Below are 21,226 nucleotides of genomic sequence, written 5' to 3' on the forward strand. Positions count from 1 at the left end.
CTGCGACGCGCCGTACACCAGCCCAGGTCTCTAATCTGTAAAGCAATGACCGATACAGCAGTGGCTTCGGACCTCGCGGCGTGGCTGAGATCCCGTACCGACACCGAGCTCGTCACCACCCTGACGCTGCGGCCGGACCTGACCGTGCCGCCGCCGTCGACCATCGGGGTGCTCGCCGGGCGTGCCGAACAGCGAGCCTCGATCCTGCGCGCCGCGGACACGCTGGACACTCTCACGCTGACGATTCTCGAGATGCTCGCCATCGAGGGCGCTCACGAAATGCCGGTCACGCGGGCCCAGCTCGACGCGATCATCGCCAAACGAGCCACGGGCAAGGCCGTCGACCGCGCACTCACGTCGTTGCGCGAACGTGCACTCGTCTGGGGCACGACGTCGCTGCGCATGGTTCCTGCCGCTCGTGACGCCGTGCCCTGGCGTGTCGGCCGCATTCTCGACGCCACCGAGCAGCTCACCGCCGAGCAGATCACCGCAGCGCTCGCCGAACTGGACGACAGCGAACGTAGCCTGCTCGAGACGCTGGCAAGGTCGTCGCCCACCGGCAGGACGAGGGACGCAGCACCCGACACTCCCCCCGATCGGCCGGTGCAGAAACTCCTGCGCGCGGGTCTGCTGATCTGGCTCGACGAGCAGACCGTCGAACTGCCGCACCAGGTCGGACAGACGTTGCGCGGCGAACCCGTCTCCGATCCGACGTCGCTGACACCTCCGAAGCCCGCGACCAGCAAATTGACCGCGGCCGACGTCAACGCCGCTGCAGCAGGCGAGGCACTCGAACTGATTCGGCACTGCGGGGCCGTCGTGCAGGCGTTGTCCGACACCCCGGCTCCGGCACTGAAGGCCGGTGGCCTCGGTGTCCGCGAGATCAAACGCATCGCTAAAGTCACCGGGCTCGACGACACCCGCGTCGGACTGCTCGTCGAATTGCTCGCGGCCGCGTCGCTCATCTCGAGCGGCACCCCGGACCCGCTGCCACCGAACGATTCCGGTGAGGACTACTGGGCACCGACGTCGGCCGTCGACGCATGGACGAACGGCACCACCGCCGCCAAGTGGCACACGCTCGCGTCGGCGTGGCTCGATCTGCAGCGCGCGCCGTGGCTGATCGGGATGCGTGATCCGAGCGACAAGCCTGTCGCCGCACTGTCCGACGAAGTGCGGTCCCCCGCCGCGCCGCGTGACCGGCGGACCATCCTCGAGTACCTGGCCGACCTGGGAACGGGTGTGGCAGCGGGTGAGATCGACATCTCGCGCGGCCTGGCGTGGCGTCGTCCCCGGTCGGCGGCCCGGTTCTCACCGCGGCCGGTCTCCCGCATGCTCGCCGAGGCGACGGCACTGAGCATCGTCGCGCGCGGGGCACTGTCGACACCCGGCAAGGCGCTGCTGCACGGCGGCGACGCGGAAGCGGAGATGCGCGACGCGCTCCCCACCCCGATCGACTACGTGCTGGTGCAGGCCGACCTCACCCTCGTCGCGCCCGGACCGCTCGAACCGGAGTTGTCGGACCGCATCGACCTCGTCGCCGACGTCGAATCCGCAGGTGCCGCGACGATGTACCGCATCACCGACGACAGCCTGCGCCGCGCACTCGACGTCGGAATGTCCGCATCCGAACTGCACTCGCTCTTCGAGGTGCACTCGCGCACGCCGGTGCCGCAGGGCCTGACCTATCTGATCGACGACGTCGCCCGCAGGCACGGGCGGTTGCGCGCGGGTGTGGCGTCGTCGTTCGTGCGGTGCGAGGACCCGGCGCTGCTGGCCGAGGTGCTGAAGTCGCCGGCATCCGAGCAGTTGGCGCTGCGCGGACTTGCCCCGACGGTGGCGATCTCGCAGGCGCCGCTGGCCGAGGTCCTGGCCGTGCTGTCCGCGGCCGGGTTCGCGCCTGCCGGTGAGGACGCGAGCGGTGCCATCGTCGACCTGCGTACCCACGGCGCCCGCGTGCCCGCGCGTCGAAATCGCCCGACGTACCGGAACCAGGCGGTCCCGACCGAGGAACAACTCGGCCGGCTCGTCACCGAGCTGCGCGCCGGGGAGCGGGCAGCATCGGCGGGCGGCAAGACCGTTCGCTCCGACGGCACCCGCGCGACCGGGTCGGCGACGATGGCCCTGCTGCAAACGGCCGTCAAGGTGCGTCGCAGCGTGTCCATCGGGTACGTCGACGCCCAAGGTGTCGCGTCGCAACGCGTCGTGGACCCGGTGAGCGTCGGCGGCGGGCAGCTCGACGCGTTCGACCCGGCAACCGGGGTTGTCCGGCGATTCACTCTGCACCGCATCACGTCGGTGGCGCTCGTAGAGTAGGCGGCTGCGCCGCACGTGCGCGCGAATGTACAGCCGGCTATACATTCGCGCTCACGTGCGCCGAAGCCGCCTCGTGTGGACAATGGAAGAATTGCGCACTTTCCGTAGGAGGAATCGGTGACCGACGGACCCCTCATCGTCCAGTCCGACAAGACGCTGTTGCTCGAGATCGACCACCCGCAGGCAGGCGAAGCCCGCGGCGCCATCGCGCCGTTCGCGGAGCTCGAACGCGCGCCCGAGCACGTCCACACGTATCGCATCACGCCCCTCGCGCTGTGGAACGCGCGCGCCGCCGGTCACGACGCCGAACAGGTCGTCGACGCACTGGTCAACTACTCGCGCTACGCGGTCCCGCAGCCGCTGCTCGTCGACATCGTCGACACGATGGCCCGCTACGGCCGTCTGCAGCTGGTCAAGAATCCGGCCCACGGGCTGTCGCTCGTCAGCCTCGACCGTGCCGTGCTGACCGAGGTCATGCGTCACAAGAAGATCGCGCCCATGCTCGGCGCCAAGGTCGACGACGACACCGTCATCGTCCACCCGAGCGAGCGCGGTCACCTCAAGCAGATGCTGCTGAAGATCGGCTGGCCCGCCGAGGACCTCGCCGGGTACGTCGACGGCGAAGCGCACCCGATCGATCTCGACCAGGAAGGCGGCCACTGGTCGCTGCGCGACTACCAGGAGATGGCGGCCGACTCGTTCTGGGCGGGCGGCAGTGGCGTCGTCGTGCTCCCCTGCGGCGCGGGCAAGACGATGGTCGGAGCTGCCGCGATGGCCAAGGCGAAGGCGACGACGCTCATCCTCGTCACCAATACCGTCGCCGGCAGGCAGTGGAAGCGCGAGCTGATCGCGCGCACGTCGCTGACCGAGGACGAGATCGGCGAATACTCGGGCGAGCGCAAGGAGATCCGCCCGGTCACGATCGCGACGTACCAGGTCATCACGCGTCGTACCAAGGGTGAATACAAGCACCTGGAGTTGTTCGACTCCCGCGACTGGGGCCTGGTCATCTACGACGAGGTCCATCTGCTGCCCGCGCCGGTCTTCCGTATGACGGCCGACCTGCAGTCGCGTCGACGCCTCGGACTCACCGCGACGCTCGTGCGTGAGGACGGCCGCGAGGGCGACGTCTTCTCGCTCATCGGCCCCAAGCGGTACGACGCGCCGTGGAAGGACATCGAGGCGCAGGGCTGGATCGCGCCCGCGGAGTGCATCGAGGTCCGGGTCACGCTGACGGACGCCGAGCGTATGGCCTACGCCGTCGCCGAGCCGGAAGAGCGCTACAAGCTGTGCTCGACGGCCCACACCAAGATCGCCGTCGTGAAGTCGATTCTCGCCAAGCACGAGGACGCACCCACGTTGGTGATCGGCGCTTATCTCGACCAGCTCGAGGAGCTCGGTGAGGCGCTGAACGCGCCGGTGATCCAGGGGTCGACGAGAAACAAGGAACGAGAGCAGCTGTTCGACGCGTTCCGCCGCGGCGAGATCCAGACGTTGGTGGTCAGCAAGGTGGCCAACTTCTCGATCGATCTACCGGAAGCGTCTGTGGCAGTGCAGGTTTCGGGCACGTTCGGATCGCGGCAAGAAGAGGCGCAGCGCCTCGGACGACTGCTGCGGCCGAAACACGACGGCGGACAGGCGCACTTCTACTCCGTCGTCTCCCGGGACACGCTCGACGCGGAGTACGCCGCACACCGCCAGCGTTTCCTGGCCGAGCAGGGGTACGCCTACCGCATCACGGACGCCGACGACATGCTCGGTCCCGCGATCTGACAGACGTGCTAATAATGGGCGTGTGCGCCAATTCCAGTTTCCTGTCGACGTAGCCCACGCCAAGTCGGTGAACGAGACGATGGCCGACGTACGCAGGCTTCGCGTGTCGGCCATCGTGACCGCGGTGGTGCTGATCGGCGCCGGGATCTGGTTCTTCTGGATGGCACACCCGTGGTCGTACATCCTCGGCGCGGTGTTCTTGATCACTGCGGCGACGTCGCTGTGGGTCACGGTCTGGGCCCCGCGCAAGGTCGGCACCGTCGAAGACCTCTACGCGAAGGGCGGCCTCGTGCCGGCGGTCATCGCGGAGAAGCGGGCGCGCGGTGTGACGTTGCTGGCGCTCGTCGACATCGCGAAACCCGACGCGGACACGCGTCACTTCGCACTGGTCACCCGCAGCATTCGAACACTTCCCGGCCACGAATTGGTGGAAGGCGAACTGGTTCCGTCGATTTCGGTGCTCGCCGACCGCAACAAGAACACGATCGGCGACACCTGGCAGATGGTGTCTCCCATGCCGATCGCATGGGGAACCACCGACAAGACGATCATCGCGCGCGCGACGGCCGAGATCTCCGACGAAGAATGGGCCTTGCTCGTCGCGAACATCGGTCTGTCGGCGAAGGTGCGTGAGGCCGACAACCAGCAGTTGCTCGTCGACCCGCACGACCTTCCCGACGACCTCTGATCAGCTCAGTGCTGGAATGACCTCGCGCTCGAAGAGTTCGATGCTGGAGCGGTCGTAGGCCGCTTCGGGGAAGTAGAAGATGCCGTAGCCGAGGCCCTTCTCCTTCAACGCGGTGAGGTTCTCGACGATCTGCTCGGGCGTTCCTACGCCGGGCAATCCGCGGAACGCGCCGAGGGCAGCGTCCGCCTTCTCCGCACCCACGTGCTTGGCAAGACGCTCCTCGAGCTGCTTCAGCCGATCCTGCACCTCGGCCTCGCTGGAACCGATCGCGACGTTGTAGTTGGCCGAGCGAACGATGGCGTCGAAGTCGCGGCCGAGCGTGCGGCAGTGGCCTTCGAGCAGCTCGGACTTGCGCGTGAATCCTTCGAGGGTGCCGTCGAAGTTGGTGTAGTTCGCGTACTTCGCCGCGATCTTCAGCGTCACCTTCTCACCGCCGCCTGCAATCCACAGCGGAATTCCGCCGTCCTGCAACGGCTTCGGCCATACACGCGCGCCGTCGACCTGGTAGTACGTACCGTCGAGCGTCGCCGAGCCCGTCTCCCAAGCCTGCTTGAAGATCTGCACACCCTCGTCGAGCGCCCCGAGGCGATCACCCGCCTTCGGAAAGCCGTACCCGTACGCACGCCACTCGTGCTCGTACCACCCTGCGCCGATTCCCATCTCGACGCGTCCACCGGACACGAGATCCACGGTAGCGGCGACTTTCGCAAGGTAAGCAGGGTTGCGGTAGGCCATGGCGGTGCACATCTGACCGAGCCGGATACGCGACGTCGACGCCGCGAACGCGGACATCAGTGTCCACGCCTCGTGCGTCGCCTCCTCGGTGGGCTCGGGGACCGTGTGGAAGTGGTCGTAGACCCACAGCGACTCCCACGGGCCGGAGTCGGCAGCCGTCGCCAGGGTGCGCATCACCTCCCACTGGTTCGAAGGATCGATGTCGACGAGATCGAGTCGCCAGCCTTGAGGAATGAACAGTCCGAATCGCATGCTTCGAATCGTACCGAGCAGCTCGGTAATAGACTGCTCGTCCATGAGCACCAGCTCGCTCGTCGAACGCTTTCAGACGCATCGAAACCACCTGTTGGCGGTCGGCTACCGCGTGACCGGAAGCGTCGTCGACGCCGAGGACGCGGTGCAGGAGAGCTGGATCAGGTTGTCCTCGGCCGAATCGGACTCCATCGACGATCTTCGTGCCTGGCTCACCACCGTCGTCGGCCGTATCTGTCTCGATCGACTGAAGTCGGCCGCATCTCGACGCGAAAGCTATGTCGGACAATGGCTTCCCGAACCGATCGTGTCTACTGCAAGCGCACCAGGCGACGACCCGCTCGACGTCGTCGTCAGAACGGAGGACACGCGGCTCGCGGCCCTCGTCGTGCTCGACACGCTCTCGCCCGCGCAGCGGGTCGCGTTCGTTCTGCACGACGGCTTCTCCGTCCCGTTCGACGCCATCGCGTCGGTTCTGGACGTGACACCGGCCGCTGCCCGGCAGTTGGCGTCGCGCGCCCGCAAGCAGGTCGACCACGCGCCGGTCCCCGTCCCCGACGCCGAGCACGACATCGCTGTCACCCGATTCATGACGGCCTTGGCGACGGGCGACCTCGATCGCGTCGTCGCTGCGCTGCATCCGGACTGTCGCACGATCGGCGACAGCGGTGGCACGACGCGGACCGCGGTGCAGATCGTGCACGGCCCCGACAAGTGCGCGCGCTTCTTCCTCGGCTTGATCGCGAAGTACGGCCCCGACACACTGCTGTCGATGGTTCCGGCGTCGGTCAACGGTCAGCTCGGGTACTACTCGCACGGCGTGTCCGGCGAGCGCGGATTCCCGGCCAGAGCAGGCGGATTCACGGTCCGGGACGGTCTGGTGTGGGCGTCGTACGACTTCGCGAATCCGGCCAAGCTCAAAGGTGTGACTCGGTCGCTTCCTTCCACGGAACCCGACACGCGTCCCCCGAGCCGAAACCCTGCTCGGTGATGCCGAGCGAGCTGTTGATCCGCGCCCTCATGTTCTCGAGGCCGATCTGATAGGTCAGTTCGACGACTCCTGCCCGGCCGAAGCGTCGTTCCAGATCGGCCACCATCTCGTCCGTGACGTCGATCGGCGTCGACGTCATCGCGTCGGCATAGGCGATCGCAGCGCGCTCGTCGTCGGTGTACTTCGACGACGTCTCGTACTCGCCGATCTCGCGTAGACGGTCGACGTCGAGACCGTCGAGACGCTGGATCATGACGCCGAAGTCGACGCACCACGAACATCCGAGCGTCCACGCGGTGCGATAGACGGCCAGCTCGCGCACGCTCACCGGAAGCGTATTCGACGCCTTGTCGGCGGCCAGTTCGCTGACCGCAGATGCGAAGAACAGTTTCGGATGGTGCGCGAACACCGCGAACGGCTCGGGAACCTCGCCGAACATTCGTGCCGCAGCCTTGTACGTCAGCCGCACCGGCAGCGACGCGTCCTGTGGGATGACGGGTGGAATTCTGGTCATGACTTCTCCTGTGGGTGGTTGCTGCATACATAGCCTCGGACGAGTCGGGCGACGAAAATGTGACGCCGGAGGGGCCGGGAGTGGAGCCTGCAGGAACGACCCGGATGGGCCGGGAGTGGAGCCTGCAGGAACGACCCGGATGGGCCGGGAGTGGAGCCTGCAGGAACGACCCGGATGGGCCGGGAGTGGAGCCTGCAGGAATGACCCGGATAAGCTGCTGTGATGAGCGCGGAGCATTCGAGCCGGACCGTCGAACGCCTACGCCCGTTCGGATCCACGATTTTCGCCGAGATGACGGCGCTGGCTCTCGAGAAGAACGCCGTCAATCTCGGCCAGGGTTTTCCCGATACCGACGGGCCCGCGTCGATGCTGGCGACGGCGGAACGGGCGATCGCCGACGGCTTGAATCAGTACTCGCCCGGTCCTGGGCTGCCGGTTCTGCGTGAGGCCATCGCTGCGGACCGGAAGCGGCGCTTGGACGTCGACTACGACCCGGCGAGCGAGGTGCTCGTGACGGTCGGCGCGACGGAGGGCATCGCCGCGACCGTTCTGGGTCTGGTGGAGCCGGGCGAGGAGGTGGTGCTGATCGAGCCGTACTACGACTCGTACGCTGCAGCCGTGGCTCTCGCCGGGGCTCGCCGGACGACCGTGCCGCTCGTTGCCGACGGGAGCGGCTTCGCACTGGATCTGGATGCGCTCGAGCGTGCGATCGGACCGAACACGAAACTGCTGATCGTCAACACTCCGCACAACCCGACCGGGACCGTGCTGAGCCACGAGGAACTGACGCGGATTGCCGAAATCGCTTGTGAGCACGATCTTCTCGTGCTGACCGACGAGGTGTACGAACGGTTGACGTTCGACGGACACAGCCACCTGCCCCTTGCGTCGCTGCCCGGAATGTTCGAGCGCACCGTCACCGTGTCGAGTGCGGCGAAGACTTTCAACGCCACGGGGTGGAAGACGGGTTGGGCACTCGGCCCGCGGGTGCTGATCGACGCGGTGCGCGCCGCCAAGCAGTTCTTGACCTTCGTCGGCGGCACACCGTTCCAACCTGCGGTGGCGCACGCACTGAACCACGAATCCGCGTGGGTGGAGAACCTGCGCGTCGACCTACAGTCGAAGCGTGACGTGTTGTCGTCGGCGTTGACCAAAGCCGGCTTCGACGTGAAGTCCAGTAGCGGAACGTATTTCGTCTGCGCCGACGTCGCCGGAATCGGAGAGACCGACGCCATCGCGTTCTGCCGCACGCTCCCCGATCGGATCGGCGTCGCCGCCGTACCCGTGTCGGCGTTCGTCGATCATCCGGAACCGTGGAAGACGTTGGTGCGCTTCGCCTTCTGCAAGAAGGACGAGGTTCTCGCCGAGGCAGCCGACAGACTGCTGAACCTGTGACCCGATGAGCGCCCGCACAATCCCGGCCGGCTTCGTCGCCAAAGCCGTGTCGCTGGCCGAGAGCGGGGGCGTCGACCTCGCCTATCCGATGTCGATCGCAGGCATCGGGCACGACACGCTCGACGACCCGAACGGCAGACTGACCGCCGAACAGGTCACCTTGTTCACGCAGGCGGCATGGCAGATCACGGACGACGAATTGTTCGGACTGGCCAGTACTCCGATGCGCCGCGGCAGTTTTCGCGTCATCTGCCTGACGCTCATCCACTGTCCCGACCTGTCGACGGCTCTCGTACGCATGGCCGAGACGACGCGTGTGCTCTCGGGCATGCCGCCCATGGGAATCACCCGGGGCGAGACGTCGACGCGGCTCACGATTCCCCCGGCGGACAACAGCCACCTCCCGGTAGCGGCCAGGGCCGCTGCAGGCCAACTGCTCACCGACTTCCGCATGGTGCTCGTCCATCGCTTCGCAGCCTGGCTCATCGGTGGACGTGTGAAGCTCCATGCCGTCGAATTGCCGTACGAGATGAGCGATCCGGCGACCGGCAAGTTGTACGACCGTATGTTCGGCACCCGCGTGACGTTCGGCGCGCCCGCGGCGGCGCTCGAATTCGACAACTCTGCGATGCGGGCACCGATCGTCCAGACCGAGGAGACGCTGGCGGAGTACCTTCGCGAATCACCGACCCTGCTGTTCACTGCTCGTGACTACGACAGCACCGCGTCGTCGCAGGTCCGCAGGGCCCTCGAGCTCGGATTGCACGGGCAGGCCCCGGGGACGGACGACATCGCGGAGATGCTGTCCGTCAGCACCGCGCATCTCCGACGCCTCCTGCGGCAGGAAGGCACGTCGGTCAACCAGATTCGCGAGGAAGTTCTGCGCGACGCGGCGGTGTCGGGCCTGAGCCGTGGTGACTCCGTCGACGACATCTCGAGCAGGCTCGGCTTCTCCGAGCCGTCGGCGTTCCGTCGCGCGTTCAAACGATGGACGGGCCAGACACCGGGTTCGTATCGCTAGGTCAAGCAGAACTCGTTGCCCTCGGGGTCGGCCATCGTGATCCAGTCGAACGGTCCCTGCGAACCACGATGGAGAATCCGCGCGCCCCGTGCGCCGAGCTTCTCCGCGACGGCTTCGCGGTCGTCACCGACGCGCACGTCGAGGTGCTGGCGATTCTTGACCGTCTTCGGCTCCGGAACGGATTGGAACAGTATCCGCGGACCGTCGGGGTTGTCGGGGTTCGCGATCGCGGCCCCGATCTTCCACACCAGGTTTCCTTCGAAGACGACGGTGTCCTCCTCTCGGGCGTGCCCCTTCTCGACCAGCCCTCGAATGAAGTTCCCGTCGGTGGGCTCGACCTGCCACCCCAGCGTTTCCGCCCACCATTTCGCCTGCTCATGAGGCTGTGCGCAATCGATCGTGACCTGTACGTCGTATGCCATGCGGACACCATAGACAACCGATCGGACACATGCGCCGAGTTTTCACTGGAACATACGTTCGAATCGCGCTAGGGTGGCCGACATGAGCGTGGAACTGCAGGGCTCACTGTTCACCGACACCGACACCGATTTCGGCCCACTCGGGTCGTCGGTGACCCGGCGAACACTGACCCGCGGCGCCTGGGTCGACGTCCGTCCCGGGTGGGCCGGTTCGATCGACCTGTTCGACAGGCTAATCGCCGGGGTCGACTGGCGGGCCGAACGACGCCAGATGTACGAACGGGTGGTCGACGTTCCCAGGCTCGTGCGGTTCTACGGCGAGCACGAACGTTGGCCGGATCCTGCGTTGATGGAGGCGAAGAGTGCGCTGGACGCGCAGTACCGCAGCGAACTCGGCGAACCGTTCGCGACCGCCGGATTGTGTTACTACCGAGACGGATCCGACAGCGTCGCCTGGCACGGGGACGACATCGGCCGTAGCGCCACCGAGGACACGATGGTCGCCATCCTCTCCCTCGGCGCGACGCGGCAGTTGATGCTGCGGCCGCGCGGCGGCGGCACGTCGCTGAAATTCACTCTCGGACACGGCGATCTGATCGTCATGGGCGGCTCGTGCCAACGCACGTGGGAGCACGCGGTACCCAAGAGCACCCGCGCGACCGGCCCACGCGTCAGCGTGCAGTTCCGGCCGCGCGGGGTGCGCTGAACTAGCCGCGCCTGCGCGTCACTGCGTCGGCGAGAGCGTCCAATTGTGTTGCCGTGGTGTCCCAGTCGAGGCACGCGTCGGTGATGGACTGTCCGTACGTCAGTTCCTCCTTGTGCCCGAGCGTCAGATCCTGACGGCCCGCAACGAGGAAGCTTTCGAGCATGACGCCGACGATGCCGTGCTCTCCCTCGCCGAGGCGTCGCGCGACGTCGGTGACCACGTCGACCTGCTTGTTGTGATCCTTGCGGCTGTTGCCGTGGCTGGCGTCGATGACGACACGCTCCGGCAGGTTCGACTTCCGCAGGCGAGTGACGGTCTCGGCGACCGATTCCGCGTCGTAGTTCGGTCCGTCGGTGCCGCCGCGCAGGATGACGTGGCAGTCCGGGTTACCCGTCGTGCGGATCAGAGCGGCCTGGCCGTCGAGGTCGGTTCCCGGGAAGACGTGGCTCGACGCGGCCGCGCGGGTTCCGTCGACCGCGACCTGGATGTCGCCCTCGGTGGAGTTCTTGATGCCGACCGGCATCGACAGCGCGCTGCAGAGCTGGCGGTGCACCTGACTCGCGGCGGTGCGGGCACCGATGGCGCCGTAGCTGACCAGGTCCGCGATGTACTGCGGCGTGATCGGGTCGAGGAATTCGCAGCCCACGGGCAGTCCGAGCGCCGAGATGTCCACCAGAAGCTGACGGCCGACGCGCAGACCCTCGTTGATGTCGAACGAACCGTCGAGGTGCGGGTCGTTGATGAGGCCCTTCCAGCCCAGCGTCGTACGCGGCTTCTCGAAGTAAACCCGCATGACGATGTGCAGGCGGTCGCCGAGCTCGGTGGCCTTCTCCGCCAGCCTGCGGGCGTAGTCCATCGCGGCCGTGGTGTCGTGCACCGAGCACGGTCCGACGACGACGATCAGCCGGTCGTCGCGGCCGTCGAGGATGTCGACGACGCCGTCGCGACCACGGCGAACCGTCGCCGACACCGCGTCGTCCGCTGCATGTTCGCGGCGCAACAACGACGGCGCGACCAATGGGCTGATGCTGATGGTCCGCTGTTCGTCGAGGTCGGTACCAGCGGGGGTGATGTCGATAGTCATGAGAAATCTTTCTGTTTCTCAGACCGACTCTCGGGGAGCTCCACGCACACGTCGAGCCGGTCTGCATCCGGCTCGTGGGGTGGGAATCTCAGCGCATGGCGTCGCTGGCTGACCCACCCGGGGCCGGCCTGCTAAACCAAAAATATGCGCGCTGCATGGAACAGACCGTAGCACGACCCCCGACGGCTTCCGTCGACAACCGCGTCATGGGGGCTTTCAGGGCATCCGATGTCGTGCGCGCGAATGTACAGCCGGCTATACATTCGCGCGCACGTACGAAGCCGAAGGGTAGCGTTACCTCACCTTGCACCCGATCTCCGCACGAAGAGGCACCGTGAAACGCGCACCACTACTCCTGGCCCTCGCCGCCACCGTCACCCTCGTGGCCGCCTGCGGCAGCACAGAACCAGCCGCCACCAGCAGCTCGGCACCTACCACCACCATCGCACCCGGTCCCACCGGCGTCCCGGACGGTATGGGCTCCCCCGGCGTCGACGACGGCGTCTTCCCGCGCACGGTCGGCCACTTCGGTGGAAGCACCGAGATCCCCTCGGAGCCGAAGCGCATCGTCGTCATAGCGACAGGCCAACTCGACTCCGTCCTCACGTTGGGTGTCGTACCGACCGGTGTCGCATACGGCGACGGCGCCGCGCTGGTTCCGGACTACCTCGCGCGCGAATTTCCCCAATACGCCTCGCAGATGGCCGATTTCGTCGACGTCGGACATCGCCAGTCTCCTGACCTCGAAGCCATCGCGGCCCTGCAGCCCGACCTGATCCTCGCGAACGAAGCTGGGTCCGAGGAGAATTACGAGACCCTGTCGGCCATTGCGCCGACTGTGCTCACCGAGGGCACCGGCGTTAACTGGAAGCAGGACTTCCTCCTTCTCGCCGACGCACTCGGCCGAACCCAGCAGGCACAGTCGTTCCTCGACGAATTCACCACGCGCGCACACGACTTCGGCAACTCCGTTCAAGGGTCGCCCACGGTGTCGTTCGTGCGGTTCACCGCCGACCGCGCTCGTGTGTTCGGCGTGGCGTCGTTCGTCGGCTACATCGCATGGGACGCGAATCTCGCGCGTCCGGAGAGCCAGCAGTTCGACAAGACGTCTCAGGACTTCAGCGAGGAAGAGATCCAATCGGCCGACGCAGATCGGGTTTTCGTCGGGAGTCAGACGTCCGACGCCGGCTCACGGGCGGACCAGTACACGACCAACCCACTGTGGACCGGAATGAGCGCGTCGACCGAAGGCCACATCGTTTCGGTCGAGGACGATCCGTGGTACCTCAACGCGGGACCCACCGCGGCGACGCTCGTGCTCGACGGTCTCGAGGAATCGCTGCGCTGACGCACCCGTGCGCGGATAGTTGGTCTCCGCTCCAACTATTCGCGCACGGGCGGCGCAGCCGCATATAGGTTGCGCACAACATAAACGTGCACTACCGTTCAGGACGTGACCAACGAACTCGCACTCGATCGCCAGGTGTGCTTCGCGTTGTACTCCGCATCGCGGGCTACCACCGCGGTGTATCGCCCGATGCTCGAGCGCATGGGCGTCACGTATCCGCAGTACCTCGTGCTGTTGGTGCTGTGGGAGAAGGACGGCCGAGGCGTCCGCGAGATCTGCACCGAACTCGATCTCGACACCGGCACACTCTCACCGCTGCTCAAGCGGCTCGAAGCTCTCGGATTCGTCGAACGGCGACGCCTCACCACGGACGAGCGTCGCGTCGAGATCCATCTGACGGAGTCCGGCCGCGCCTTGCGTGCCCACGCCGTCGACATCCCCAAACAGCTCGCAGGCAAGACGGGTATGACCGTCGCCGACCTCGAACATCTCCGAGACGCGCTGGTCAAGCTGACCGACGCGCTTCACGACACGGAAGGGTAACCACCGAAGATGAAGACCATCTACACCGCAGAAGCTCTGGCCACCGGTGAAGGCCGCAACGGTCACGCACGCACCTCCGACGGGCGGCTCGACCTCGACCTCGCGATCCCGGAGGCCATGGGTGGCAGCGGCCAGGGCACCAACCCGGAGCAGCTGTTCGCGGCCGGATACGCGGCGTGCTTCCACTCGGCGCTGCAGTTGGTCGCGCGTCAGGACAAGGCCGACGTCACGGATTCGGCCGTCGGCGCGCGCGTCGGCATCGGCCCGAACGACGCAGGCGGCTTCCAGCTCGAGGTCACTCTCGAGGTGACGCTGCCGAATCTCAGCCGCGACGAGGCACAGGCGCTGGCCGACAAGGCACATCAGGTGTGCCCGTACTCCAACGCCACCCGCGGCAACATCGACGTCACCGTCACGGTGACCGAGGACTAGGAGGTATTTCCATGCAGGCCACCGAGATTCATCTCGCGTCCCGCCCCAAGGGCGAGCCGGTGCCGGACAACTTCCGCACTGTCACCACCGAACTACCGGCGCTCGAGGACGGTCAGATCCTCGTGCGCAACACCGTCATGTCGGTCGATCCGTACATGCGCGGCCGCATGAACGACGTCAAGTCCTACGTCCCGCCGTTCCAGTTGGATGCGCCTCTCGACGGCGGCGCGGTCGGTGAGGTCGTCGAAACCCGTTCCGACGCTTTTGCTGTCGGCGACGCCGTCTCGCACGGCAAGGGCTGGCGCGACGTCGCGATCGTCGACGCGTCCTCGGCGAAGAAAATCGATCTGGACAAGGCGAAGGCGTCGGCCTACCTCGGCGCACTCGGCCTGACCGGTCTGACCGCGTACGCGGGACTCACCGCCGTCGCACAGTTCAAGGAAGGCGATACCGTATTCGTGTCCGGCGCAGCCGGAGCGGTCGGTTCGCTCGTCGGACAGATCGCGAAAGCATTGGGCGCGGGCCGCGTCATCGGCAGCGCCGGTTCACCCGAGAAGGTGCGACGCCTCCAGGAACTCGGCTTCGACGCCGCGTTCGACTATCACGACGGGTCCGTGAAAGAGCAACTCGCGCAGTCAGCTCCGGACGGCATCGACGTCTACTTCGACAACGTCGGCGGCGATCATCTGGAAGCGGCCATCGCGTCGGCCAACACGTACGCGCGATTCGCGTTGTGCGGAGCGATCTCTCAGTACAACGCGACGGAGCCGACACCCGCTCCGCGCAACCTCGCGCTCGCGATCGGCAAGGAATTGACGCTGAAGGGATTCATCGTCGGTTCCTACCGCCAGCTGTCGGGTGAGTTCGCCGAGAAGATGGCGACGTGGCTCGCCGACGGCTCCGTCCAGTGGGACGAGACCGTCGTCGACGGTCTCGAGAATGCGCCGAAGGCGTTCATCGGACTTCTCCGCGGTGAGAACACCGGAAAGATGGTCGTCACCATCTGATGTGAAACCGGTGGCGCGGCGGTCACTCGTCGCGCCACCGATAGGTGACGCCGGTCAGCGCCTCCGATTTCTCCCACAGCCCGGCCGCGACGGCTCGATCACGTACTCGCGCAGCGTATCCCACGATCGTCGGATACCCACGCAGTTCGAACGGCCCGTCCGGGCCGATGTACAACCCGCTCGTCACCTCGGCCGACGTCGCGGCGTAGAGCTCCGGGAGCGCACCCCTCTCCGCACTCTGTGCGAACAGGTTTCCGATGCCCATGACCTTGTCGTAGACCGTTTCGGTGTGCGACTGCAAATTCGTCCGCGCGTAACCCGGGTGAGCCGCAAGCGATTTCACCGATGATCCGCTTGCAGCCAGGCGCCGGTCGAGTTCCAATGCGAACATCAGATTCGCCAGTTTGGATTGTCCGTACGCTCCCCACCGCCGGTAGGGCCGTCGGTCGTAGTTCGGATCGTCCAGGTGAATTCGGCCGATCTGGTGCAGACCGCTCGACATCGTCACGACGCGATCGGTGATGCGGGGCAGCAGCAGACCCGTCAACGCGAAATGGCCGAGATGGTTGGTGCCGAACTGCATCTCGAAGCCGTCGACGGTTCGTCGGTTCGGCACTGCCATCACGCCCGCATTGTTGATCAGAACGTCGACGGTGTCGACCGTGTGCGCGAACTCCCGCACGGACCCCAGGTCTGCCAGATCCAGTCGACGCACGTGCGCCCGCGGTCCGATGCTCCGCGCGACGGCGTCGCCTTTGTTCGTGTCTCGACAGGCGAGTACGACGTCGGCGCCCGCCTTTCCGAGCGCCCGCGCGGTCACTTCACCCAATCCGCTGTTCGCCCCGGTGACGATGAAGCGCCGCCCGGTCAGATCGGGAATGTCGGACGCAGTCCAGGCGGGGTCGGAGGTCATCGCCCGAGCCTAAGGCCCACCAAGCATCAGCGTGATGCGATTGCGGACGCGTGATTCATCGGCGGCCGGTCGTCCGTCATCAGCGGCGAGGTGACCGCGTGGAACGGGTCGTCGCCGAGGCCGAACACCCTGTGTTCCTGCGTCGAGTCGGGGATTCCGAGCCGGCCGAACATCGTGGCCATGATCTGACGGCTCATCATCGCGAGTTCGGACGACGGACGATTGCGGTGCTCTCGCACACCGAGGTCGACCTGGCCTATCGCGTCGACGCCGAGTCTGTCGTACGTGTCGAGCAGAATGCCGATCTCGACGCCGTAGCCCGGCGCGAACGGTATTGCTGCGAGCAGCTCACGCGTCGCCGCGTATTCACCGCCCAAGGGCTGCAACACGCCGGCGAGTTCGGGGCGCAACGCGGTCAGAAGGGGCCGAGCCACCAGTTCGGTGACGCGGCCGCCGCCCTGCTCGGTCGCGACGCCGTCGACATGCAGCGGCCGTCGATAGAACCCCTTGACGAGCTGCACACGACTTCCGAGGAGCAACGGCCCGAGGAGCGACGGCACGAATCGGGGGCTGGGATCGACGAGGTCGGAGTCGACGAACACGACGACGTCACCCGTCGTCGCCGCGAGCGATCGCCACAGCACCTCGCCCTTGCCTGGGCGCGGAGCGAGCCCGGGGAACGCTTCCTCTCGCGTGACGACCCGCGCGCCCGCGCGTCGCGCCTCCGCCGCGGTGGCGTCGACCGATCCCGAATCGACGACGACCAGCTCGTCGACGAGGGTTCCGACCAACGGCACGATCGATTCGACGACGCCGCCCACCGTCGCCTCCTCGTTCAGAGCGGGCAGTACGACCGACACGGTCCGGTCGAACTTGGCGTCGACGAGCTCGGCCACGGACCAGTCCGGCGTCCGCCACGAATGCCGGAGCACCCCCGGGCTCACTGCGACACCCCCATCGCCGACGCGAGCAACGGCCACGAGTCGTGCATGTCCTGTTGCCAATAGCCCCACGAGTGCGTTCCGGAATCGCGCAGGTTGTAGGTCGCCGGGATAGCGAGCGACTCGAGCCTCGTCTGCAACTGCCGCGAGCACACGTCGGTCGCCCTCTCGATGAGCGCGCCGACGGCGAGTTGCTCGGCGAGCTTGGCCGGATTGCCTGCGATGTCCGGGCCGTCGATCGTGTCGAGCGGTCCCGGCAGTCCCGACCCGCTCGAGACGTACAGGGCCGTGCCACGAAGCTTCTCGGCGTGCACGAACGCGTCGTGTTCCACCCACGAAGGATCCGAATCCGGCCCCCACATGTTGAGAGTGTTTCCGCGGCCGCGCATCTCGACGACCGACTTCACGTACGCCCGGCCGAGCGGGTCCGACGTCATCGCACACCCGCTGTACGACGCGGCCCCCCGATAAAGCCCTGGATGTTCGATCGCCAGCTGCAACACCGACGTTCCCGCCATCGAGATGCCGGCGATGGCGTTGATCCCGTTACCGGAGAATTCGGCGTCGACGACGGGTGGCAGTTCCTCGGCGAGGAACGTCGACCACTTGTTGCGTCCGAGGACAGGGTCGTCGTGTTGCCAGTCGGTGTAGTAGCTCGCGGCCCCACCGGTGGGCACGACGACGTTGACCTGCTTGTCACCGAAGAACGCCGGTATGTCGGTGCGGTCGAACCAGCTGCTGCCGCCGTATCCACCTGCCGCGCCGTTGAGGAGATACAGCGTGGGAGCGGGGATGTCGGGGTTCGCGGCACGGAACACGGTGAGGTCGACGGGGCGGTCCATCGACGGCGAGTAGACCTGCAGCGACGTGGTGCGGTCGGAGACGGATGCGGCGTCGACCACGTACGCGACGTCGGAAGGTGCTGCGGTGGAGGGCATTCCGTGCGCGAACGCACAGATACATGCCGCGGCCACGGCAACGAACGACGACGCGACAGTGCGATACGGCATTTGCGAAATGCTATGTCGGACTCGGCAACAGGACCGTCGCCGGACGACAAGTCTGTCAGATGTCGGTGCGGGGCGACGCGATCCTTTGGGCCCCTTCACAAGGCGCGCTCATGTTTGGGGCCATTCACAAGGCCGAACACGTGCCCGCGACGAAGTCTCGGCGCCATCATGGACGGCGTGCGGGCGTTCTGCCGCGCACGGTGTCTGCACATCGCATACGGAAAGAAGGATGTCGCGTGGTCAGCTTCGGACTCATCGGTGATTGGAACCCCGTACCCGGACACGTGACGACGTGGAAGCCGACCCCCGAATGCATCGCTTGCGTGCACGCCGCGCCGCCGCACCCGGTGCCGCCGTCGCACATCCAGGAGGAGTATCTGAAGTCCGCGTACCGAAACCGTGACTCGGGCTTTCGTTTCTCCCGTTTGTGCCTGGTCACGTTCGACATCTTCGAACCGCTGAACGCGGATGCGATGACGCAGGCCGTCAACGGCTTCCTGCGTAAGCACGACACGTTCGCGAGCTGGTTCCACACCGACGAACACGGTGTGGTGCGCCACGTCACCGATCCCGAGTTCATCGAGCTCGCGCCGACCGACGTCGGTGAGTTCGACGACCAGGAAGCCCTGCGGCAGCACGTCCAGGACACCACTCCTGGCCCGACGAGCTGGGATTGCTTCTCGTTCGGCGTCATCGATCACGGGGACACGTTCACCGTCTATGCCGCGGTCGATCATCTGAACACCGACGGGATCTCGCAGGCGTTGACGTTCTTCGAACTCCGCACGCTCTACACCGAGGCCGCCGCAGGCACCCTGAACGTGCAGCCGTGCCTGGGCAGTTACCTCGAGTACTGCACCCGCGAACGCGAGGCGAGTGCCCAGCTGACGTCCCGGTCGCACGAGGTTCGCACGTGGATCGACCTGGTCCGCGAGAACGGCGGCGACCTCCCGACCTTCGCGCTACCGCTCGACGCGCACGCCGAGAAGTACACACGCTCGGAAGTGAGGGACTTCCCGCTGTTCGACAAGGAACTCGCGGATGCCTTCGACGAGGCCTGCGAGCGTGCAGGCGCCAAGATCACCGGCGGGATCTTCGCCGCCGCAGCGATCGCCGAGTACGAGTTGGTCGGCAAGAAGAACTACCTGGGCCTGACCCCGAAGAGCACCCGCACGACGCCCGGCGAGTTCGGCGCCATCGGCTGGTTCTCCAGCCTCATCCCCGTGCATTTCACCGTGTCCGGAACGTTGACCTTCTCCCATCTCGCGGGAGTTGCGCAGCGCGCCTTCGAGTCCGGCAAGCTGCTGTCCGACGTCTCCTACCACCGCGTACTCGAGCTGGTCACGCCCGACAGCGGCATCACGACGCAACCGGGCTGGTCCGCACCGATGATCTCCTACGTCGACGTGCGCAAACTTCCCGGCGCCGACATCGTGTCCAGCGTCAACGGCGGCCTGTTCGGCAACCAGGGCAGCTCCGACGAGGTCTACATGTGGATCAATCGATTCGAGAACCACACCGGCGCGACGTTCATGTTTCCCGGCACCGACGTCGCGCGTCGGTCCATCGATCGCTACTTCGCGGCCATCGGCGACGTCTTCCTGTCCGTGGCTCGCACCGGTGACTATTCGTTCGCCGACGCGGTGTCGGGAAGGACCGCGTAATCGTCGTGACGTCGACTCGTCACATCGCGTACCGCAGGCTGTGCGCATGCCTGATGGCGGTGTTCATGCTGATGATCGACGTCACGATCGTCAATGTCGCCCTACCGTCCATCGCCGACGACATCGGGGCCGATGCCAGCGCGCAGGCATTGATCGTGTCGTCGTACACGCTCGCGTTCGCGTGCACGTTGCTGACCGGCGCGTGGCTCGGTGGACTGGTCGGTCGCCGAACCGTGTTCGTCTGCGGGATGGCAGGTTTCGTCGCGGCGTCGATCCTGTGCGGGTTGGCCGGGTCACCGGAGCTACTCGTCGCGGCGCGCGTGATCCAGGGCATCGCGGGCGGTCTGGTGTCCGGCCAGACCGTCGCGGTGATCGCGTCGTCGTTTCCACGCGAGCGTCACAGCGTCGTGTTCGCGATGTACGGCGCGACGGCGGGCGGTGCAGCCGTTCTCGGGCCGTCGATCGGCGGAGTTCTGGTGTCGCTCGACCTTCTTCAATGGGGTTGGCGCACGGTGTTCTTCGTCAACGCGCCGATCGGTCTGACGGCCCTGGCGCTCGCCGCGTTGAGCCTGTCCGACGCGAGGCCGGCCACGTTGCCGCGGTTGGATCTGCGCGGAGTCGTCCTCTCCACGCTGGGCCTGGTGCTGCTCGTCTATCCGTTGACGCACAGCTACCGGCACGGCTGGTCGCTGCCGACAGTGCTCTCGGTCGTCGCATCCATGGCCTTCTGCGCACTGTTCGTCGTACACGAGAAACGCTGGTCCCGAATGGATCACGAGCCGATGCTTCGACTCGAGCTGTTCCGTCGTCGAACGTTCGCGATCGGGTGTGCGCTGTCGATCCTGATGTTCGGATCGTTCACCGGCTTCTTCTTCACCGTGTCGCTGAGTCTGCAATTCGGCCTCGAACTGTCCCCCGTGCGTACCGGCGTCGTGACGGTCCCGTTCGCGCTCGGCGCGGCCGTGTTCTCCGTTCTTTCGCCGAAACTGTTCGCACGCATCGGGACTCGCATGCTGCCGCTCGGTTTCGTGCTGTTCGGTGTGTCGCTGCTGTGCTTCGCCGCACTGTCCTACCACGAGTCGACGGCGAAAAGTGTCGCCGCTCTTGCTCTTCCGTTGTTCGTCGGCGGCGCGGGCATCGGCGTCTTCGTCGCGCCGCTGCAGACGACGATCGTCTCCGGCACCGACAGCTCCACGGTCGGTTCCGCGTCGGGGATCATCCCGACCGTGCAGCAGGTCGGACAGGCCGTCGGACTGGCGTTGGTCGGTCTGCTCTTCTTCCACCAGTTGTCCGATCTGACGCCGTCGGTGCCGCCCGACAGTGTCGGCTGGGCGTCCGCCCAGCCGTACGTCGTCGCGCAGCGCCACGTCTTCTTCGTGTTGACGGCAGTCGTCGCGGCCTCGGCCCTTCTCGCCCTCGCTCTGCCGAAGAAGGTCGAAAGCCCTCCCGCAGTTCCCGTCTCCGCCTGATC

Annotated in this window: 20 protein-coding genes; 13 read left to right on the forward strand and 7 right to left on the reverse strand. The window is 66.4% G+C overall.

The window, feature by feature from the left end; translation table 11 throughout:
* Positions 1–45 precede the first annotated feature (45 nt).
* The 3 genes from HQ354_RS14010 (at position 46) to HQ354_RS14020 (ending at position 4,777) form a co-directional block, all read left to right on the forward strand.
* Positions 46–2,316: a helicase-associated domain-containing protein gene (locus HQ354_RS14010; protein ID WP_222634963.1), complete on the forward strand. Its 2,271-nt coding sequence runs from the start codon at positions 46–48 to the stop codon at positions 2,314–2,316.
* Positions 2,317–2,433: 117 nt separating this feature from the next.
* Positions 2,434–4,089, forward strand: a complete 1,656-nt coding sequence (locus HQ354_RS14015) for a DNA repair helicase XPB (RefSeq protein ID WP_068424777.1) — start codon at positions 2,434–2,436, stop codon at positions 4,087–4,089.
* 22 nt (positions 4,090–4,111) lie between these two features.
* On the forward strand, positions 4,112–4,777 hold the full coding sequence (locus HQ354_RS14020; RefSeq protein WP_174551400.1) for a DUF3239 domain-containing protein: 666 nt from the start codon (positions 4,112–4,114) through the stop codon (positions 4,775–4,777).
* On the opposite strand, the gene HQ354_RS14025 is transcribed toward HQ354_RS14020, so the two are convergent.
* A complete protein-coding gene (locus tag HQ354_RS14025) occupies positions 4,778–5,764 on the reverse strand; it encodes an LLM class F420-dependent oxidoreductase (protein WP_167676898.1) in 987 nt (328 codons plus the stop codon).
* A 43-nt stretch (positions 5,765–5,807) separates the two neighbouring features.
* Between HQ354_RS14025 and HQ354_RS14030 the strand changes: the two genes are divergently transcribed.
* Positions 5,808–6,755: a sigma-70 family RNA polymerase sigma factor gene (locus tag HQ354_RS14030; RefSeq protein ID WP_068424780.1), complete on the forward strand. Its 948-nt coding sequence runs from the start codon at positions 5,808–5,810 to the stop codon at positions 6,753–6,755.
* Here HQ354_RS14030 and HQ354_RS14035 read toward each other — a convergent pair.
* The gene (locus HQ354_RS14035; RefSeq protein ID WP_068424783.1) at positions 6,682–7,269 is read right to left on the reverse strand and encodes a carboxymuconolactone decarboxylase family protein; all 588 of its coding nucleotides are present in this window, start codon (positions 7,267–7,269) and stop codon (positions 6,682–6,684) included. The genes HQ354_RS14030 and HQ354_RS14035 overlap by 74 nt on opposite strands.
* A 222-nt stretch (positions 7,270–7,491) precedes the next feature.
* Between HQ354_RS14035 and HQ354_RS14040 the strand changes: the two genes are divergently transcribed.
* Complete coding sequence (locus HQ354_RS14040; protein ID WP_068424786.1) at positions 7,492–8,664, forward strand: pyridoxal phosphate-dependent aminotransferase; 1,173 nt, start codon at positions 7,492–7,494, stop codon at positions 8,662–8,664.
* Positions 8,665–8,668: 4 nt separating this feature from the next.
* Entirely contained in the window at positions 8,669–9,685 is a 1,017-nt protein-coding gene (locus tag HQ354_RS14045; protein ID WP_068424789.1) for an AraC family transcriptional regulator, read from the forward strand.
* Here the strand turns inward: HQ354_RS14045 and HQ354_RS14050 are convergent.
* A complete protein-coding gene (locus HQ354_RS14050; protein ID WP_068424792.1) occupies positions 9,682–10,107 on the reverse strand; it encodes a VOC family protein in 426 nt (141 codons plus the stop codon). The genes HQ354_RS14045 and HQ354_RS14050 overlap by 4 nt on opposite strands.
* 82 nt (positions 10,108–10,189) lie before the next feature.
* Between HQ354_RS14050 and HQ354_RS14055 the strand changes: the two genes are divergently transcribed.
* Positions 10,190–10,813, forward strand: coding sequence for an alpha-ketoglutarate-dependent dioxygenase AlkB (locus HQ354_RS14055; RefSeq protein WP_167676900.1), 624 nt, complete (start codon positions 10,190–10,192; stop codon positions 10,811–10,813).
* 1 nt (position 10,814) lies between these two features.
* Here HQ354_RS14055 and HQ354_RS14060 read toward each other — a convergent pair whose 3' ends face one another.
* Positions 10,815–11,897, reverse strand: a complete 1,083-nt coding sequence (locus HQ354_RS14060; protein WP_068424795.1) for a 3-deoxy-7-phosphoheptulonate synthase — start codon at positions 11,895–11,897, stop codon at positions 10,815–10,817.
* A gap of 334 nt (positions 11,898–12,231) precedes the next feature.
* Between HQ354_RS14060 and HQ354_RS14065 the strand changes: the two genes are divergently transcribed.
* From HQ354_RS14065 to HQ354_RS14080, 4 genes are all read left to right on the forward strand, one after another.
* Entirely contained in the window at positions 12,232–13,245 is a 1,014-nt protein-coding gene (locus HQ354_RS14065) for an iron-siderophore ABC transporter substrate-binding protein (RefSeq protein WP_068424798.1), read from the forward strand.
* A 105-nt stretch (positions 13,246–13,350) separates the two neighbouring features.
* On the forward strand, positions 13,351–13,788 hold the full coding sequence (locus HQ354_RS14070; protein WP_068424803.1) for a MarR family winged helix-turn-helix transcriptional regulator: 438 nt from the start codon (positions 13,351–13,353) through the stop codon (positions 13,786–13,788).
* A gap of 9 nt (positions 13,789–13,797) precedes the next feature.
* Entirely contained in the window at positions 13,798–14,220 is a 423-nt protein-coding gene (locus HQ354_RS14075) for an organic hydroperoxide resistance protein (protein ID WP_068424806.1), read from the forward strand.
* Positions 14,221–14,231: 11 nt separating this feature from the next.
* Positions 14,232–15,227: an NADP-dependent oxidoreductase gene (locus HQ354_RS14080; RefSeq protein WP_068424809.1), complete on the forward strand. Its 996-nt coding sequence runs from the start codon at positions 14,232–14,234 to the stop codon at positions 15,225–15,227.
* Between the two features lie 22 nt (positions 15,228–15,249).
* On the opposite strand, the gene HQ354_RS14085 is transcribed toward HQ354_RS14080, so the two are convergent.
* From HQ354_RS14085 to HQ354_RS14095, 3 genes are read right to left on the reverse strand one after another with little or no spacing between them, the layout of a single operon-like run.
* Positions 15,250–16,140 (reverse strand): oxidoreductase, encoded by an 891-nt coding sequence (locus HQ354_RS14085; protein ID WP_222634964.1) that lies wholly within the window; start codon positions 16,138–16,140, stop codon positions 15,250–15,252.
* Positions 16,141–16,166: 26 nt separating this feature from the next.
* Positions 16,167–17,084, reverse strand: a complete 918-nt coding sequence (locus HQ354_RS14090; protein ID WP_308115195.1) for a glucosyl-3-phosphoglycerate synthase — start codon at positions 17,082–17,084, stop codon at positions 16,167–16,169.
* A complete protein-coding gene (locus HQ354_RS14095; RefSeq protein WP_167676905.1) occupies positions 17,081–18,091 on the reverse strand; it encodes an alpha/beta hydrolase family protein in 1,011 nt (336 codons plus the stop codon). The genes HQ354_RS14090 and HQ354_RS14095 overlap by 4 nt, the downstream gene beginning before the upstream one ends.
* A 236-nt stretch (positions 18,092–18,327) precedes the next feature.
* Between HQ354_RS14095 and HQ354_RS14100 the strand changes: the two genes are divergently transcribed.
* Positions 18,328–19,755, forward strand: a complete 1,428-nt coding sequence (locus HQ354_RS14100; RefSeq protein WP_222634966.1) for a condensation domain-containing protein — start codon at positions 18,328–18,330, stop codon at positions 19,753–19,755.
* A 5-nt stretch (positions 19,756–19,760) separates the two neighbouring features.
* Positions 19,761–21,224 carry a DHA2 family efflux MFS transporter permease subunit gene (locus tag HQ354_RS14105; protein ID WP_308115196.1) on the forward strand — a complete coding sequence of 488 codons (1,464 nt, stop codon included), beginning with the start codon at positions 19,761–19,763 and terminating at the stop codon, positions 21,222–21,224.
* The last annotated feature ends 2 nt before the right edge of the window (positions 21,225–21,226 follow it).

Source organism: Rhodococcus sp. BP-261, from assembly GCF_019835205.1.
GTDB lineage: Bacteria > Actinomycetota > Actinomycetes > Mycobacteriales > Mycobacteriaceae > Rhodococcoides > Rhodococcoides kyotonensis_B.

Coding starts and splice junctions, on each gene's coding strand:
- HQ354_RS14010 (WP_222634963.1), top strand. CDS start 46: ATGACCGATACAGCAGTGGCTTCGGACCTCGCGGCGTGGCTGAGATCC.
- HQ354_RS14025 (WP_167676898.1), bottom strand. CDS start 5,764: ATGCGATTCGGACTGTTCATTCCTCAAGGCTGGCGACTCGATCTCGTC.
- HQ354_RS14030 (WP_068424780.1), top strand. CDS start 5,808: ATGAGCACCAGCTCGCTCGTCGAACGCTTTCAGACGCATCGAAACCAC.
- HQ354_RS14035 (WP_068424783.1), bottom strand. CDS start 7,269: ATGACCAGAATTCCACCCGTCATCCCACAGGACGCGTCGCTGCCGGTG.
- HQ354_RS14040 (WP_068424786.1), top strand. CDS start 7,492: ATGAGCGCGGAGCATTCGAGCCGGACCGTCGAACGCCTACGCCCGTTC.
- HQ354_RS14045 (WP_068424789.1), top strand. CDS start 8,669: ATGAGCGCCCGCACAATCCCGGCCGGCTTCGTCGCCAAAGCCGTGTCG.
- HQ354_RS14050 (WP_068424792.1), bottom strand. CDS start 10,107: ATGGCATACGACGTACAGGTCACGATCGATTGCGCACAGCCTCATGAG.
- HQ354_RS14055 (WP_167676900.1), top strand. CDS start 10,190: ATGAGCGTGGAACTGCAGGGCTCACTGTTCACCGACACCGACACCGAT.
- HQ354_RS14060 (WP_068424795.1), bottom strand. CDS start 11,897: ATGACTATCGACATCACCCCCGCTGGTACCGACCTCGACGAACAGCGG.
- HQ354_RS14075 (WP_068424806.1), top strand. CDS start 13,798: ATGAAGACCATCTACACCGCAGAAGCTCTGGCCACCGGTGAAGGCCGC.
- HQ354_RS14080 (WP_068424809.1), top strand. CDS start 14,232: ATGCAGGCCACCGAGATTCATCTCGCGTCCCGCCCCAAGGGCGAGCCG.
- HQ354_RS14085 (WP_222634964.1), bottom strand. CDS start 16,140: ATGACCTCCGACCCCGCCTGGACTGCGTCCGACATTCCCGATCTGACC.
- HQ354_RS14095 (WP_167676905.1), bottom strand. CDS start 18,091: ATGCCGTATCGCACTGTCGCGTCGTCGTTCGTTGCCGTGGCCGCGGCA.